The sequence below is a fragment of the Streptomyces changanensis genome, assembly GCF_024600715.1.
Taxonomy (GTDB): Bacteria; Actinomycetota; Actinomycetes; order Streptomycetales; family Streptomycetaceae; genus Streptomyces; species Streptomyces changanensis.
The window spans coordinates 3,472,748-3,486,206 of record NZ_CP102332.1 but is presented as its reverse complement, the minus strand read 5'-3'; the positions used below and the strand labels follow the sequence as shown (position 1 = coordinate 3,486,206).

Annotated in this window: 11 protein-coding genes and 2 tRNA genes; 2 read left to right on the top strand and 11 right to left on the bottom strand. The window is 74.6% G+C overall.

Annotated elements, in window-relative coordinates:
* Positions 1–94: 94 nt before the first annotated feature.
* From NRO40_RS15435 to NRO40_RS15405, 7 genes are all read right to left on the bottom strand, one after another.
* Entirely contained in the window at positions 95–838 is a 744-nt protein-coding gene (locus tag NRO40_RS15435; protein WP_058944868.1) for a response regulator transcription factor, read from the bottom strand.
* Positions 839–872: 34 nt separating this feature from the next.
* Positions 873–1,958 (bottom strand): amidohydrolase family protein, encoded by a 1,086-nt coding sequence (locus NRO40_RS15430; RefSeq protein WP_079047472.1) that lies wholly within the window; start codon positions 1,956–1,958, stop codon positions 873–875.
* A 173-nt stretch (positions 1,959–2,131) separates the two neighbouring features.
* Entirely contained in the window at positions 2,132–2,980 is an 849-nt protein-coding gene (locus tag NRO40_RS15425; protein ID WP_058944869.1) for a DUF2797 domain-containing protein, read from the bottom strand.
* Positions 2,977–3,132: a hypothetical protein gene (locus NRO40_RS15420; RefSeq protein ID WP_157901937.1), complete on the bottom strand. Its 156-nt coding sequence runs from the start codon at positions 3,130–3,132 to the stop codon at positions 2,977–2,979. The genes NRO40_RS15425 and NRO40_RS15420 overlap by 4 nt, the downstream gene beginning before the upstream one ends.
* A 63-nt stretch (positions 3,133–3,195) precedes the next feature.
* Entirely contained in the window at positions 3,196–3,639 is a 444-nt protein-coding gene (locus NRO40_RS15415) for a DUF7677 family protein (protein WP_157901938.1), read from the bottom strand.
* An 88-nt stretch (positions 3,640–3,727) separates the two neighbouring features.
* Positions 3,728–3,800, bottom strand: a tRNA-Arg gene (locus NRO40_RS15410).
* A gap of 202 nt (positions 3,801–4,002) precedes the next feature.
* Positions 4,003–4,093: transfer RNA gene (locus NRO40_RS15405), tRNA-Ser, on the bottom strand.
* Between the two features lie 204 nt (positions 4,094–4,297).
* On the opposite strand from NRO40_RS15405, the gene NRO40_RS15400 reads away from it, so the two are divergent.
* Positions 4,298–4,744, top strand: a complete 447-nt coding sequence (locus NRO40_RS15400) for an SSI family serine proteinase inhibitor (protein WP_058944870.1) — start codon at positions 4,298–4,300, stop codon at positions 4,742–4,744.
* Positions 4,745–4,900: 156 nt separating this feature from the next.
* On the top strand, positions 4,901–8,857 hold the full coding sequence (locus tag NRO40_RS15395) for a response regulator (protein ID WP_058944871.1): 3,957 nt from the start codon (positions 4,901–4,903) through the stop codon (positions 8,855–8,857).
* Positions 8,858–9,077: 220 nt separating this feature from the next.
* Here the strand turns inward: NRO40_RS15395 and NRO40_RS15390 are convergent, their stop codons facing one another.
* The 4 genes from NRO40_RS15390 to NRO40_RS15375 all read right to left on the bottom strand — a co-directional run bounded on the left by NRO40_RS15390 (position 9,078) and on the right by NRO40_RS15375 (position 13,202).
* Positions 9,078–10,727: a long-chain fatty acid--CoA ligase gene (locus NRO40_RS15390; RefSeq protein ID WP_058944872.1), complete on the bottom strand. Its 1,650-nt coding sequence runs from the start codon at positions 10,725–10,727 to the stop codon at positions 9,078–9,080.
* A 231-nt stretch (positions 10,728–10,958) separates the two neighbouring features.
* Entirely contained in the window at positions 10,959–11,504 is a 546-nt protein-coding gene (locus tag NRO40_RS15385) for a SigE family RNA polymerase sigma factor (RefSeq protein WP_058944873.1), read from the bottom strand.
* Positions 11,505–11,569: 65 nt separating this feature from the next.
* Complete coding sequence (locus NRO40_RS15380; protein WP_079047471.1) at positions 11,570–12,466, bottom strand: DUF817 domain-containing protein; 897 nt, start codon at positions 12,464–12,466, stop codon at positions 11,570–11,572.
* Positions 12,467–12,608: 142 nt separating this feature from the next.
* Positions 12,609–13,202, bottom strand: coding sequence for a GNAT family N-acetyltransferase (locus tag NRO40_RS15375; protein WP_058944874.1), 594 nt, complete (start codon positions 13,200–13,202; stop codon positions 12,609–12,611).
* Positions 13,203–13,459: the final 257 nt, after the last annotated feature.

Sequence of the window (13,459 nt, the reverse complement as noted above, 5' to 3'; positions counted from 1 at the left end):
CGGCCGGTACGGGGGTGCCGCTGGTTGCCCGTCCGTCGGCCTGACCGGCTCCTCCACGGCGAGCCGGGTGGCCGGCGGCCCGGCAACCGGGCCGTCACTCGCCGGGTTTGATCAGGTAACCGGCTCCCCGCCGGGTGTGGATCATCGGCGTACGACCGGCGTCGATCTTGCGGCGGAGGTAGGAGACGTACAGCTCGACGACGTTCGCCTGGCCGCGGAAGTCGTAGGACCACACGCGGTCGAGGATCTGTGCCTTGCTGAGCACGCGCCGTGGGTTGCGCATGAGGAAGCGCAGCAGTTCGAACTCGGTCGCGGTGAGGTGGATACCCTGCCCGCCCCGCGTCACCTCGTGGCTGTCCTCGTCGAGGGTCAGGTCGCCGACGACCAGCAGCGACCCGCCGCGTTCGAGGCCGGCGCCGGAGCGGCGGACCAGGCCGCGCAGCCGCGCGACGACGTCCTCCAGGCCGAACGGCTTGGTGACGTGGTCGTCTCCGCCGGCGGTGAGCCCGGCGACGCGGTCCTCGACGGAGTCCTTCGCCGTCAGGAACAGCACGGGCGTCTCCGCGCGGTCGCGCCGCAGCCGCTGCAGGACGCTCAACCCGTCCGTGTCGGGCAGCTTCACGTCGAGCACGACGGCGTCGGGCCGGAAGTCCCGCGCGGCCTGCACGGCCTCGGCGCCGTTCTCCGCGCTGCGGACCTCCCAGCCCTCGTGGCGGAGGGCGAGGAACAGCAGTTCCGACAGTGACGGCTCGGCGCCGACGACGAGAACGCGGACGGGACCGCTGTCGGGGCGGCGCGTCCCGGCGCGGGTCCGAAGGGGGGAGGGGGAGGCGGTCATGGCACCACGCTGCGGCGGCGCCCTGAGAGGCGGCTTACGCGTTCCTGTGAATTCCCTGAGAATCCATACCCGTCCCCGCCGTGCCCGTCCCCGCCGCTCCCGTGCCCGGGTCGGCACCCGTCCCCGGGTCGGCACCCGTCCCCGCGTCGGCGAAGAGGGCGGCGGCGTTCCCGTGGAGCACGCCCCGCAGCCAGTCGTCCCCGAGTCCGAGCCGTTCCAGGGCCTCCAGCTGGTGGAGGTAGCCGTAGGGGATGTTGGGGAAGTCGCTGCCGAGCAGGACGCGGTCGCCGAGGGCGAGGAGCCGGCCGTGCTCCTGGCGGGGGAAGGGCGCGAGGCGCTCGGAGAAGTCGGTGAAGACCATCGTGGTGTCGAGCCGCACCTCGTCGTACCGCTCGGCGAGGTCGAGGAAGTCGGCGTACTCGGGCATGCCCATGTGCGCGACGACCAGCCGCAGCCGCGGGTACCGGGCGAGCAGCCTCCCGACGGGGCCCGGGCCCGTGTGGGCGCCGGGCGTGGGGCCGGAGCCGCAGTGGACGACGACCGGTACGCGCGCGTCGGCGAGGGCGCCCCAGGCCGGGTCGAGGAGCGGGTCGTTCGGGTCGAAGTCGCCGACCTGGAGGTGCACCTTGAACACCCGCGCCCCGCGCGCGAGGTGCTCGGTGACGTACCGCCCGACGCCGTCCTCCGGGTAGAGCGTCCCCGTGCACAGGCACTCCGGCACCCGCGTGGCGAACCCCGCCGCCCAGTCGTTGAGCCACCGGGCCATGCCGGCCTTGTGCGGGTAGACCATCGACGTGAACCGCAGCACCCCGAACCGGCGCAGCAGGTCGACGCGCCGGTCCTCCTCCTCGCGGTAGGTGATCGGCCAGGCGACGCCGGTCAGGTCCTCGACGCCGTCGAAGTAGGCCCACACCTTGCGCAGGACGCGGTCGGGCATGAAGTGCGTGTGCACGTCGAGGAGTCCGGGCAGTCCGAGCCGGCGGGCGACCGCCCGTACGGCCGCTGCCTCCCCGCCCCCACCGCCTCCGCCGCCTCCGCCGTGTCGCGCGTCCCGCGGCGTCCCGTCCGCCCCGACCGTCCTGCCCGTGCCGCCGGCCGCCCGGCCACCCGGTCCGTCCATGTCGCCCACCCGCCCGCCTTCCCGCGTGGCGCGTCCCGCCCGCAGCGCGTCGTGTCACCACCGGCATCACTACCCACCCGGCTCCCCGCCACCGGCCCCGCATCGCTCCACGGCCCCGCATCGCCCCACCGGCCCGGCACCCGCCCGCCACCGGATGCGGCGCCGCCGCGCGGTCAGAACAGGCCGCGTTGCACCACCTCGACCGGCAGGGTCGTGCCGCCCTCCGCACGGGCGAGCTCCCACCCCGCGGCGAGCCGGCCGTCGAGCACGACCTGCCGCCCGTCGTCCAGCTCCAGGTGCAGGTCGGGCCCCGCGACGGCGAGCACCGTGCCGCGCAGCTCCCCGCCTCCGGCGAGGCGTCCGACGACGCCGTCGACCCGCTCCACGTGCCGCAACCCGAAGACGTCGACGTGGTCGCGCACCCCGTCGAGGGGCAGTGCCTCCAGGGTGTCCGCCCATCCCCCGACGGCGCGGGCGTCGCGGTACGCGCGTTCGATCCGCTCGGCCCTCGCGGTGGGTCCCGGCAGGTCGACCCGGGCCAGGCGCTTCGCCGCGTACGGGATCCGGTCGGGCACGCCGAGCGCGGCGCCCAGCACCTCCTCGGTGCGCCGGGCGGCCATCAGGGGCCCGCGCCCGAGCCAGGCGAAGGCGACGGCCCCCTGTTCGAGGAGGCGCGCGTCGCCCCGCTCCTCGGCGGTGATCCCGACCTTGAGGAGCGCGCCGCCGAACCAGGCGAGGTACACACGGAAGACGCGCGGGTCGTCCAGGGCGGTGTCGGCGGCGACGGAGTGCGCCCGGTCGAGCCGCGCGCACTCGGGGCACGTGCCGCCGGTGCTCCGGGCGGGGACGACGGCACCGGTGGGACAGGGGTTGCCGCGCGCTCCGGGGCAGCGGCGCTCCCCCGTGACGCGGAAGCCGAGCTCGCGCCCGTGGGTGAGCGGGCTGGTCCGCCCACCCTCCCAGGCCCAGACGGGGCGGCCCGCGACCCACCGGACGCCCCGGCAGCGCCAGCCGCCGCTCACGACGCGCCGGATGCCGGCGACAACCCGCCCGCCGACGCCCCGTCTCGGTGGCCGAGGGCGCCCGCCTCGTCCATGGCGCCGGCGGCGCCCGGCAGCGGCAGCACGGGCGGGGCACCGGGGAGGAAGGGCCGGTTGCCGGCGGTCAGCACCATGCGGGCCACTGTCCCACACGCCCACCGCCCGCCCGGCCGCCCGCGGGGAGGCGAGCGGCCCGCTCAGGGCCCGTGCAGTTCGGTCTCCCACGCCTCGAACGGCGGTTCCGCCGTGTAGTCGGGGTCGCACCGCATCCTGATCCACTGGGCGACCCGGTACTGAGCCTCGCCGTCGTTGAGCGTCCGGCCCTCCTCGTCGACCTCCAGGACGTTGGTGAAGATGGCGAAGGCCATCTCCAGGTCCGACCCGAACCGGAACACCCGGTCCCGGTAGTCGATCCCGTCGAGCAGGTCGACGTCGAGGGTGTCATTGGCCAGGTAGAAGGCGAAGAACCGGATGGCGGCCCGTACGTCGGTGGGTAGGTGCGTCACCCGGCCATGATGGGCGAGACCCGCGCCGGGGCGTCCGGGGGTGACGGCGACGGACCGGCCGGTGCCGACGACGCGGCCGGCGGCGCTCCTCGTCGTACCGGCGTCCACCCGGCTCTCCCAGGCGGTGGATGGCACGAACGGCTGAACCTGGTTGCTGTACTTCGCCGCTGTACGGCCCGGCAACGCAAGAGGCCCCGGATTTCTCCGGGGCCCCTCATCTGTGTGCACTCGGCAGGATTCGAACCTGCAACCTTCTGATCCGTAGTCAGATGCTCTATCCGTTAAGCTACGAGTGCCTGCCAGCGATCTTACTCCCTGGCTTTCCTCCCGGGCTTTTCGGCCCGGTCGGCGTTGCGGGAACAACATTACATGACCTGCGCCGGGACGCGAAATCCATTAGCCAAACCACCCTTGACCTGGGCAAATCACCCATCGGCGCGAGGATCCGGGGCCGGGAACGGCAGAAGCCCCGGCCGTGGGGCCGGGGCTTCCGTGGGGCGGAGGCGGAGGGATTTGAACCCTCGATGGGCTTTAAGACCCAAACCGCATTAGCAGTGCGGCGCCATAGACCGGACTAGGCGACGCCTCCACTGCACCCGTGCTCGCGCGTGAGGTGCGTGCAGATGATGACACAGCCCAGGGCCGCGCCACCAATCGGTGACAACGGTACTAGGCGCGAGGGGCGCGGGGCAAAGGCTTACGGTTGCGCAACGCGGAGGGCGGTGCAGCGTTAGAGAGGTGGGGCCGGGCCCCACCGGTGCCCCTCATGGTTCCCGAGCGTCCTGGAGTACGCATGCTGCGCCGTCTCGTCCTCACCTCCGCCGCCTCCCTCGCCGCCCTCGGCGTCGCCACCCCCCTCGCCGTGGCCGCGCCGCTGCCCCCGCTGCCGTCGCTGCTGGGCGCGCCCGACTCCCTGACGATCACCGTCGAGCGGTCCGGCAACCCGACGGCCGACGGCACGTTCAAGCTGGAGTGTGACGGCGACCGGGGCACCGGTACCCACCCGCGCGCCCAGCGCGCCTGCGAACGGCTGGCGGAGCTGTCGCAGGACGGCCAGGACCCGTTCAGCCCGGTGCCGCAGGACCGGATGTGCACCCAGCAGCACGGCGGCCCCGCCACGGCCCGGGTCGAGGGGACCTGGCACGGCCGGCCGGTCGAGGCCGAATTCGCGCGGACCAACGGCTGCGAGATCGCCCGCTGGGAGAACATGCAGCCGGTCCTGCCGCAGGCGCGGTCGTAGCGCCACGCCGCGCTCACCAGGACGAACGGGCCGGGGGCGTACGCCATGCGCACACAACCTTGCTCAGAGCTCCCCCTCATCCGCCGTCGCGCGTGCACCCCCAGCCCTTAGACTCCCTCCCGTAAGCGGCAGTAGGTCAGTGGGAGGAAGCGCGTCGTGAGCAGCAGGCCATCCCGAGGCGCTGCTCGCCTCGCAGCCATACTCGACGCCCTGCCGGACGGGCTCGTCCTCGTCAACACCAACGGCACGGTCGTCAACGCCAACACCATCGCCCTGGAGATGTTCGAGACGCCCGGCACGGCGCTCGTCGGCCGGGGCCTGCTGGACCTGTTGCCCTCGTTCGACTCCCGGCTCATCCCCGGTTCCATGCGGCGGCCGGAAGCGGCCGATCCCCTCGGTCGGACGAAGCCCACGCGCATGGTGGCCCGCCGGACGGACGGCGACGAGTTCCCCGTCGAGGTCACCAGCGCCGGCTTGGAGGACGGCCGCGAGGCGTACGACGCGTACGGCGGCGGCTACAGCGGCGACGAACTGCTGATGATCGTCGTGCGGGACCTCTCCGGGGCCCTCGACACCGAGGCCGAGCTCGCCCGCTCGCAGCGGCAGACCGAGATGATCCTGCGCGCCGCGTCGGAGGGCGTGGTCGGCACCGACACGGACGGCCGCATCGTCCTCGTCAACCCCGCCGCCGCCCAGATCCTCGGCTGGCGCGCCAGCGACCTGGGCGGCCGCGAGCTGCACCCGCTGATGCTGCACTCCCGGGCCGACGGGGAGCCCTTCCCGTACGACGAGTCGCCGCTCGCCGACACGCTGCGCTCCGGACGCAAGCACCGCGTGCGGGGCCAGGTGGTGTGGGCGAAGGACGGGTCCTCCGTGCCGGTGGACCTGACGACCGCGCCGGTACGGGACGGGGACCAGCTCGTCGGCGCCGTGATGACCTTCGCCGACCGGCGGCCGTACGAGCAGCTCACCGAGGAGCACGCCGCCGAGATGGCCGCGCTCACGGAGAAGCACGAGACGGAGGCCGCCGCGGTCGCCGAGCGGCACGCGGCGGAGGTCGCGGCGCTCGAGGAGCGGCTCGCCGAGGCGGACCGGCGGCACGAGGCGCTCACCGCGCGGCACGCCCAGCTGACGGCCGTGCTCGGCGACTCGCTGCGCGGACCGCTGATGGAGCTGCGCCGCGAGCTCGGCACGCTCGCCGCGGACCCGGCCGGGCAGCTGTGGCCCGAGGCCAACCAGATCCTGCACCACCTGGCCGCCGGGTACGCCCGGATGACGACCCTCGTCGACAACGTCCTCGGCTTCCAGCGGCTGGACGTGGGCGAGGAGGAGCTGCGCAAGGAGCTGGTGCTGCTCGACGCGGTCGTGGCGAGCGGCATCGAGGGCGCGGTCGAGCTGATCGGGCCGGGTCGGGTGCAGTTCGCGGTGCACGCGCCGCCGATCGAGGCGGAGGTGGACGGCGTACGGCTGTCGACCGCCCTGGCCCACCTCGTGGCGGACGTCGCCGGCGTCGACTCCACGGGCAAGGCCCGGGTGGTGGCCGACGGCGGGTACGCCGGCTCGACCATCGTGGTGGCCGCCGCGCAGCGCGGCGACGTCGTCCGCATCGAGGTGCGCGGCCCGTACGCGGGCGGCGACCCGGTCCACGAACCGATCGTGCGCGGCATCGTCCGCGCGCACGGCGGCGTCCTGCAGACCCACGACGTGCCGGGGACGACCGGCGGGGCGTACGTCCTGGAAGTGCCGCTCGGCGAGGGCGGCGGCGCGGTTCCCACCGCGGAGCGGGCGGACGGCGCGGCGCCCGGTGCGGAGGTCGGCACGGCGGGCGGCGGGGGCGCCGAGGGTACGGAGGGCGCCGGGGCCGTCGCGGTGCCGGAGGCCGGGGCGGGCGGGGCGGCCGTCGTGCCCGCGCAGGGTTCCGGCGGGATCGGGCGGCGGCGCGCGCGGCGCGCCTCGACGGACTCCTTCCTCGACAGCCCGGTACACGCCGAGGACCCCGTGGCCGCAGGGCCGACCGGTCGCCGCCGCGCCGCCCCCGGCACCGGGGGCGGTACGGGGGAGCAGCAGCTGATCCCCGCGCAGGACGCGGGCGCCGCGGAGCCGACCGGCCGGCGGCGCGGGCGGCCCAGCCCCGCCGAGTCCCCCGCGCCTTCGGCCGCCCCGGCACTCCCGCCCGCCGAGGGGTCGGTGGTCACGGCCGCCGAGTCGGCGCAGGCGCGCCCGGCCGCGCTCGGCGACACCGTCCCGCCGCAGGGCGTCGCCCCCACGGGCGAGGCCGTACCGGCCGGCCGGCGGGCGCGGCGTGCGCTCGCGGCGGGTCAGGAGCGGGCGGCGGCGCCCGAGGGGGCGGCCCGTTCCGCGTTCGCCCTGCCGCCCGCCGAGGCGGACCGCGTCCAGCCTCAGGGGCAGGCGCGGGCGTTGCCGCAGGCGCAGGGCTTGCCTCCGGGGGCCCAGCCGGTCGCGACGGCGCACGCACGGCCGGTCGCGCCGGCGGTGGCGGTCGCGTCGGGGGTGCCGGTCGCGCCGGTTGACGAGGGGCGTCACGACGCGGTGCGGTCGGTGCCGGGCGCCGACCACACGCCGCCGCTGCCGCATCCCCTTCCGATCCCCCCGGGCGCCACCCCGCCGCCCGGCGCCCCGCTCGCGCCCGGCACCACCGTGGTCCCGCCGGGCGGCGTCGTACCGCCGGGTGGTGTGGTCCCGCCGGGCGGTGTGGCCGGGACGGGTGCTGCTCCGGCCGAGGCGGCCTCCGGGCCCGTACCGCCCGTTGCTCCGGCCACCGTGCCTCCCGCCGGCGCGACTCCCGACGCGGCGCCCGTGCCGCCCGGCGCTCCCACCGCGCCCGGTGATGCCGGAGCCGTACCGCAGGCGACGCCGACCGGGCGCCGCCGCGCTGTGACCGCCCCCGACGCACCGGCGGCCCCCGGCTCCGCCACGCCCGCCGCCGGCACCCCGGCCGCCGGCACGCCCGCCGTGCCACCCGGGGACGCGACCACCTCCACCCAGGGGCGGGCGTTCAGCGTCCGCACCCTCGGTCAGGGCGTGCCGTTCGCCCAGCCCGCGACCGCTCCGCAGCCCCAGACGCCCGCGCAGGGCACCGGTTCCGGGCGGCGCCGCAAGCTGGCCACTCCCCCGGAGACCGACCCGCAGCCCACGACGGACGCGACCGCTCCGGCGGCACTCCCCGGACAGCAGCCGCCGGTCCAGCAGCCCGCCGCCCCCCAGCCACCGGCGCAGCAGCGTCTCGCCGCGCCCGCCACGGAAGGGCGCGCGTACGAGATAGGGGCACCCGACGAGGGCGCGGACGAGGGCCCCGAACCGCTGGACGGCCCCGGCGGCGCCGTCGAGGTCGCCAACCAGCCGCCGCCGCGCCCCGTCGACGACGAGCTGCCGCCCGAGCCGCTGGACAACCCCCGCCGGCTCCTCGTGTGGCCGGCGCCGGACGTCGCCACGCAGCAGGCGCTGAGCGACCGCGGGTACCGGCCGGTGATCGTGCACTCCCGCGAGGAGGTGGACGCGCAGATCGCGGCGTTCCCGGCGGCTCTGTTCGTCGACCCGCTGACCGGACCGATCACGCGGACGGCCCTGCAGTCGCTGCGCCAGGCGGCCGTCGCCGCCGAGGTGCCGGTACTGCTGGCGGCCGGACTCGGCCAGGCGACGCGGGAGGCGGCGTACGGCGCCGACCCGGCCGTACTCCTCAAGGCGCTGGCGCCGCGCGACAGCGACCAGCACCCGTCGCGGGTCCTGCTGATCGAGGAGCACGACGAGATCGCCCACGCGCTGGCGGCGGCGCTGGAGCGGCGCGGCATGCAGGTGCAGCGGGCCGCGGCCGACACCGACGCGGTGGCGCTCGCCACCCGGCTGCGGCCGAACCTCGTCGTCATGGACCTGATGCAGGTGCGGCGCAGGCGGGCCGGGATCATCGACTGGCTGCGCGCCAACGGGCATCTGAACCGCACCCCGCTGGTCGTCTACACCTCGGCGGGGCTCGACGCGGCGGAGCTGCCGAAGCTGGCGTCCGGCGAGACGGTGCTGTTCCTGGCGGAACGGTCGACGAGCGCCGAGGTGCAGTCGCGGATCGTCGACCTGCTCGCGAAGATCGGCACCAACTGACGCCGGTCCCCCACCGCACGGGGGACGCGGCGGTCTCACGGTGAGACGCGGCCTCGCGGTGACGCCGGTTCGCGGTGACGTCGGTTCACGGTGACGAGACCGGAATCGGCGGCCACCGGACCCGGGGCCACCGGAAACGCGGGACCCGGGGAGGCGGCGCGGGAGGAGGGGCGGGCCCGGCCCGCCCCTCCTCACCACCCACCGACCCGCGCGGTACGGGTCAGAGCTGGGTGACGTCCAACTCGCCCTCCGCGTACTGCCTGCGGATCACCTTCTTGTCGAACTTGCCGACACTGGTCTTGGGCACCGCCGGGATGATCGCCCAGCGCTCCGGCAGCTGCCACCGCGCGACGCCGGCCTCCGCGAGGAACGCCCGCAGCGCCACGTAGTCCGTCTCGGCGCCCTCCTTGAGGACCACCGTCGCGAGCGGGCGCTCGCCCCACCGGTCGTCGGGGACGGCCACGACGGCGGCCTCGGCGACGGCCGGGTGGCCCATCAGGGCGTTCTCCAGCTCGACCGACGAGATCCATTCGCCGCCCGACTTGATGACGTCCTTCGCGCGGTCGGTGAGGGTCAGGAACCCGTCCGGGCTGATGATGCCGACGTCACCCGTCTTGAGCCAGCCGTCCGCGCTGAACTTGTCGTCGGGCCGCAGCGGTTCGCCGGTCGAGCCGCCGTAGTACGCGCCGGCGATCCACGGGCCGCGGACCTCCAGCTCGCCCGCCGACTCGCCGTCCCACGGCAGGATGTCGCCGCCCGGTCCGACGAGTCGGGCCTCGACACCGGCCGGGAAGCGGCCCTGCGTGATGCGGTACGGCCACTCCTCCTCGGCGGTCAGTCCCGCCGGCGGAAGGGCCATCGTGCCGAGCGGGGACGTCTCCGTCATGCCCCAGGCGTGGCAGAGGCGGACGCCGAGCTTGTCGTACGCCTCCATGAGGGAGGGCGGGCAGGCGGCGCCGCCGATGGTGACGGAGGCCATGGAGGAGAGGTCGCGCGGGTTGGCGGTGACCTCGGCGAGCAGGCCCTGCCAGATGGTCGGCACGGCGGCGGCGTGCGTGGGCCGCTCCTTCTCGATCATCTCGGCGAGCGGGGCCGGCTGGAGGAAGCGGTCCGGCATCAGCATGTTCACGCCGGTCATGAAGGTGGCGTGCGGCAGGCCCCAGGCGTTGACGTGGAACTGCGGGACGACGACGAGCGTCGTGTCGCGGTCGGTCAGCCCCATGGACTCGGCCATGTTGACCTGCATCGAGTGCAGGTAGACCGAGCGGTGGGAGTAGACGACGCCCTTCGGGTCGCCGGTGGTGCCCGAGGTGTAGCACATGGCGGCGGCCTGGCGTTCGTCCAGCTCGGGCCAGTCGAAGGTGGTGGGCCGGTCGGCGATGAGCTCGTCGTAGTCGTGGACGCGCGGCGCGGCGCCCGCCAGGACGGAGCGGTCACCGGCGCCGGAGACGACGACGTGCTCGACCGTCGGCAGGTGCTGCAGCAGGGGGGCCAGGAGGGGGAGGAGGCTGCCGTTGACCAGGACGACCTTGTCGGCCGCGTGGTTGACGATCCATATCAGCTGCTCGGCGGGCAGGCGCAGGTTGAGCGTGTGCAGGACCGCGCCCATGGAGGGGATCGCCAGGTACGCCTCGACGTGCTCGGCGTTGTTCCACATGAGGGTCGCCACCCGGTCGTCGCCGGTGACCCCCAGTTCGTCGCGCAGGGCGTTGGCCAGCTGCGTGGCCCGGGCGCCCGTCTCGGCGAAGCTGCGCCGCTGCGGCTCCGGTCCGCCGGTCCAGGTGGTGATCTGAGACGTGCCGTGGATCGACATCCCGTGGTGCAGGATACGGGTCACGGTCAGCGGTACGTCCTGCATGGTGCTGAGCACGGCGTCCTCCCGGTGGGCGCTCGCTTCGCGGCAGTGTGGTGTGGAGATTCTGCGCACATACCAAGCGGTATGTCACTACCTGAAGGTTCGCCGTTTCACGTGAAACATCCCGCGCGGAGTCCGATCGGGCACCGTGCCGGGGGGCCGCGCCGCGCCGTGCGGTGCCGTACGGGGCCACGCCGTGCGCCCCCGTACGGGGACCGAGCCGTGACGTGCGGGTACCCCTCCGCGTCACCGTACCGGCGCGAGCTCCGGGTCGTCCCGGAGTTTGCCGAGTGCGCGGGAGACGGCGCTCTTGACCGTGCCCACGGAGACCCCGAGCAGCGCCGCCGTCTGCGCCTCGCTCAGGTCCTCGTAGTACCGGAGGACGACCATGGCCCGCTGGCGGTCGGGCAGCCGCATGACCGCGCGCCACATCGCGTCGTGCAGGACCTGCCGCTCGGCCGGGTCCGGCTCGGGCACGCCGTGCGGCTCGGGCAGCTCCTCGCACGCGAACTCGTCGACCTTGCGCTTGCGCCACTGCGACGTGCGGGTGTTGACGAGCGCGCGGCGCACGTAGCCGTCGAGGGCGCGGTGGTCCTCGATGCGCTCCCAGGCGACGAACGTCTTGGTCAGCGCCGTCTGGAGCAGGTCCTCGGCGTCGCTCGGGTTCGCGGTGAGCGACCGGGCGGTGCGCAGCAGGAGGGGCCCCCGGGCCCGTACGTACGAGGAGAAGCACGGGTACCCGGTGGCGGCCGTGGAGGCTCCGGCGCAGACGGGGCCAGTAGTCGCGGTCATACGGACCACGCTAGGAGCGGCCGCCTCGCGGGGGATCGCCCCCAGGTCCCGAAAGCGGGTCCCCCTCAGGTTGTAGGGGTGGTGCGGGCCCCACCTCCTGAAGGTGGAGGGGCGGCGGCCACCCGGTCGGGGTTCCGCAGGCGTCGGCGGTGTGCCGGGATACCGGCCGCCGGAGCGCCGCTCCGGGTCGGAGCGGCTTCGGCGCCGCGCCGCCGGGTCCGTTCGACCAGGACGAACGTCACGCTGATCAGCAGCGCCCACGCGCCGAACTTCGTCAGGGCGACCGGCTGCCAGCCGTTCAACTGGTGCGGGTAGCTCCAGGCCCCGACGTAGGTGGCGGCGTTCTCGGCGACCCACAGGAAGAAGCCGATCAGGACGAAGGAGAGCCCGAGGGGCATGCGGTGGCTCCGCCCACCGACGGTGTACCGGACCCACGCACCGGCGGTGACGGCGAGGAGGCCGGCGGCGAGGACCCAGCGGGCGTCCGGGAGCCAGTGGTGGGTGAAGAAGTTGACGTACACGGCGGCCGCGACGGCGGTGGTCGCGGTGGCGCGGTAGCCGGAGACCCGCAGGTCGAACAGGTGCCAGGCGCGGCAGACGTAGCTGCCGACGGCGGCGTACAGGAATCCGCCGTACAGCGGCACCCCGGCGATCTTCGTGACGGCGTCCTCGGGATAGGCCCAGGAGCCGAGCCGCACCTTGACCAGCTCGAAGGCCAACCCGATGAGGTGGCAGGCCGCGATGACACCGGTGTCCCGGGCGGTGTCCCACCCCACCCACCGGGCGACGACGGCGAGCAGCACACCGTACGCCAGGACCAGGTCGTACCGCGCGACCGGCAGCTCCGGCAGCAGCCCGGAGACGGCGATCCCGCCGACGAGCGCGAGGGCGAAGGCGCAGCAGCGGAGCTGGAGCAGCCCGAAGAGCAGAAGCTGTCGCAGGGCGTCACGGATCGTGTCCATGGCGGGAAGGACGCACGGGCACGCGCGGCGGGTTTCGGGGTACTGGCGTGGGCGGGCCTCCCGGGACGGGCGTGGGCGCCGGGCGAGGGGCCCGGGACGGGCCCGGGCGCGTACCCGTGAGACCCGGGACGGGCCCGGGCGGTCAGAGGCGGGCGGCGAGCCGCGCCTTCGCCTCCGGCCACTCGTCGGCGAGGAGGGAGAAGTACACACTGTCGCGCCAGGTGCCGTCGGGCCGGCGGCGGTGTCGGCGCAGCACGCCCTCCCGGCGGGCGCCGAGCCGGGCGATGGCCGCCTGGGAGCGCTGGTTGAGGTGGTCGGTCTTCAGCTGCACGCGGCCCATGCCCAAGTCGTCGAAGGCGTGGGTGAGCAGGAGCAGCTTGGCCTCCGTGTTCACGGCGGTGCGCCAGTACGCACGGCCGTACCAGGTCCAGCCGATCTCCAGTCGCTCGTCGTCCGCGTCGATGTCCAGGTAGCAGGTCCACCCCACGGCTCGCCCGTCGGCGCGGTGCACCACGGCGAACGGCACGTACTCACCGCGCTCGGCAGCCTCCAGCACCGCGTCGAGCTTCTCCGCGAGCTCCGCCTCGGAGCGCGGCGCGGGCCCACCCTGCCACCGCCACACCTCCTCGTCCCGCCCGCCGGCGGCGAACAGGTCGCCCAGGTGGTCGGCGGTGAGCGGCTCCAGGCGGACGTGTCGTCCGACCAGGGTGGTGGAGGTGGGGCGAGTGGCAGGCATGACGGCAACCTAACCGAACGTTGCACTAGCTGCAAGCATTTATCGCACTAGTACGAACGAGAATGCTCTCGCCATCCACACAGCCGGAGGCGGCACACCCGTCCCCGCACCCACCCCCGCAATTCCCATTCGGAAGCAATTCGTTGATTCTTCGACTTTTCATCGGAACCTCACGGGAGGCTCAAATGCATTGAGCCACCGCAAGGCCTTCGGATAACTTCACGGGGTCAAACCGCGACCCGTCACACATCGACCGG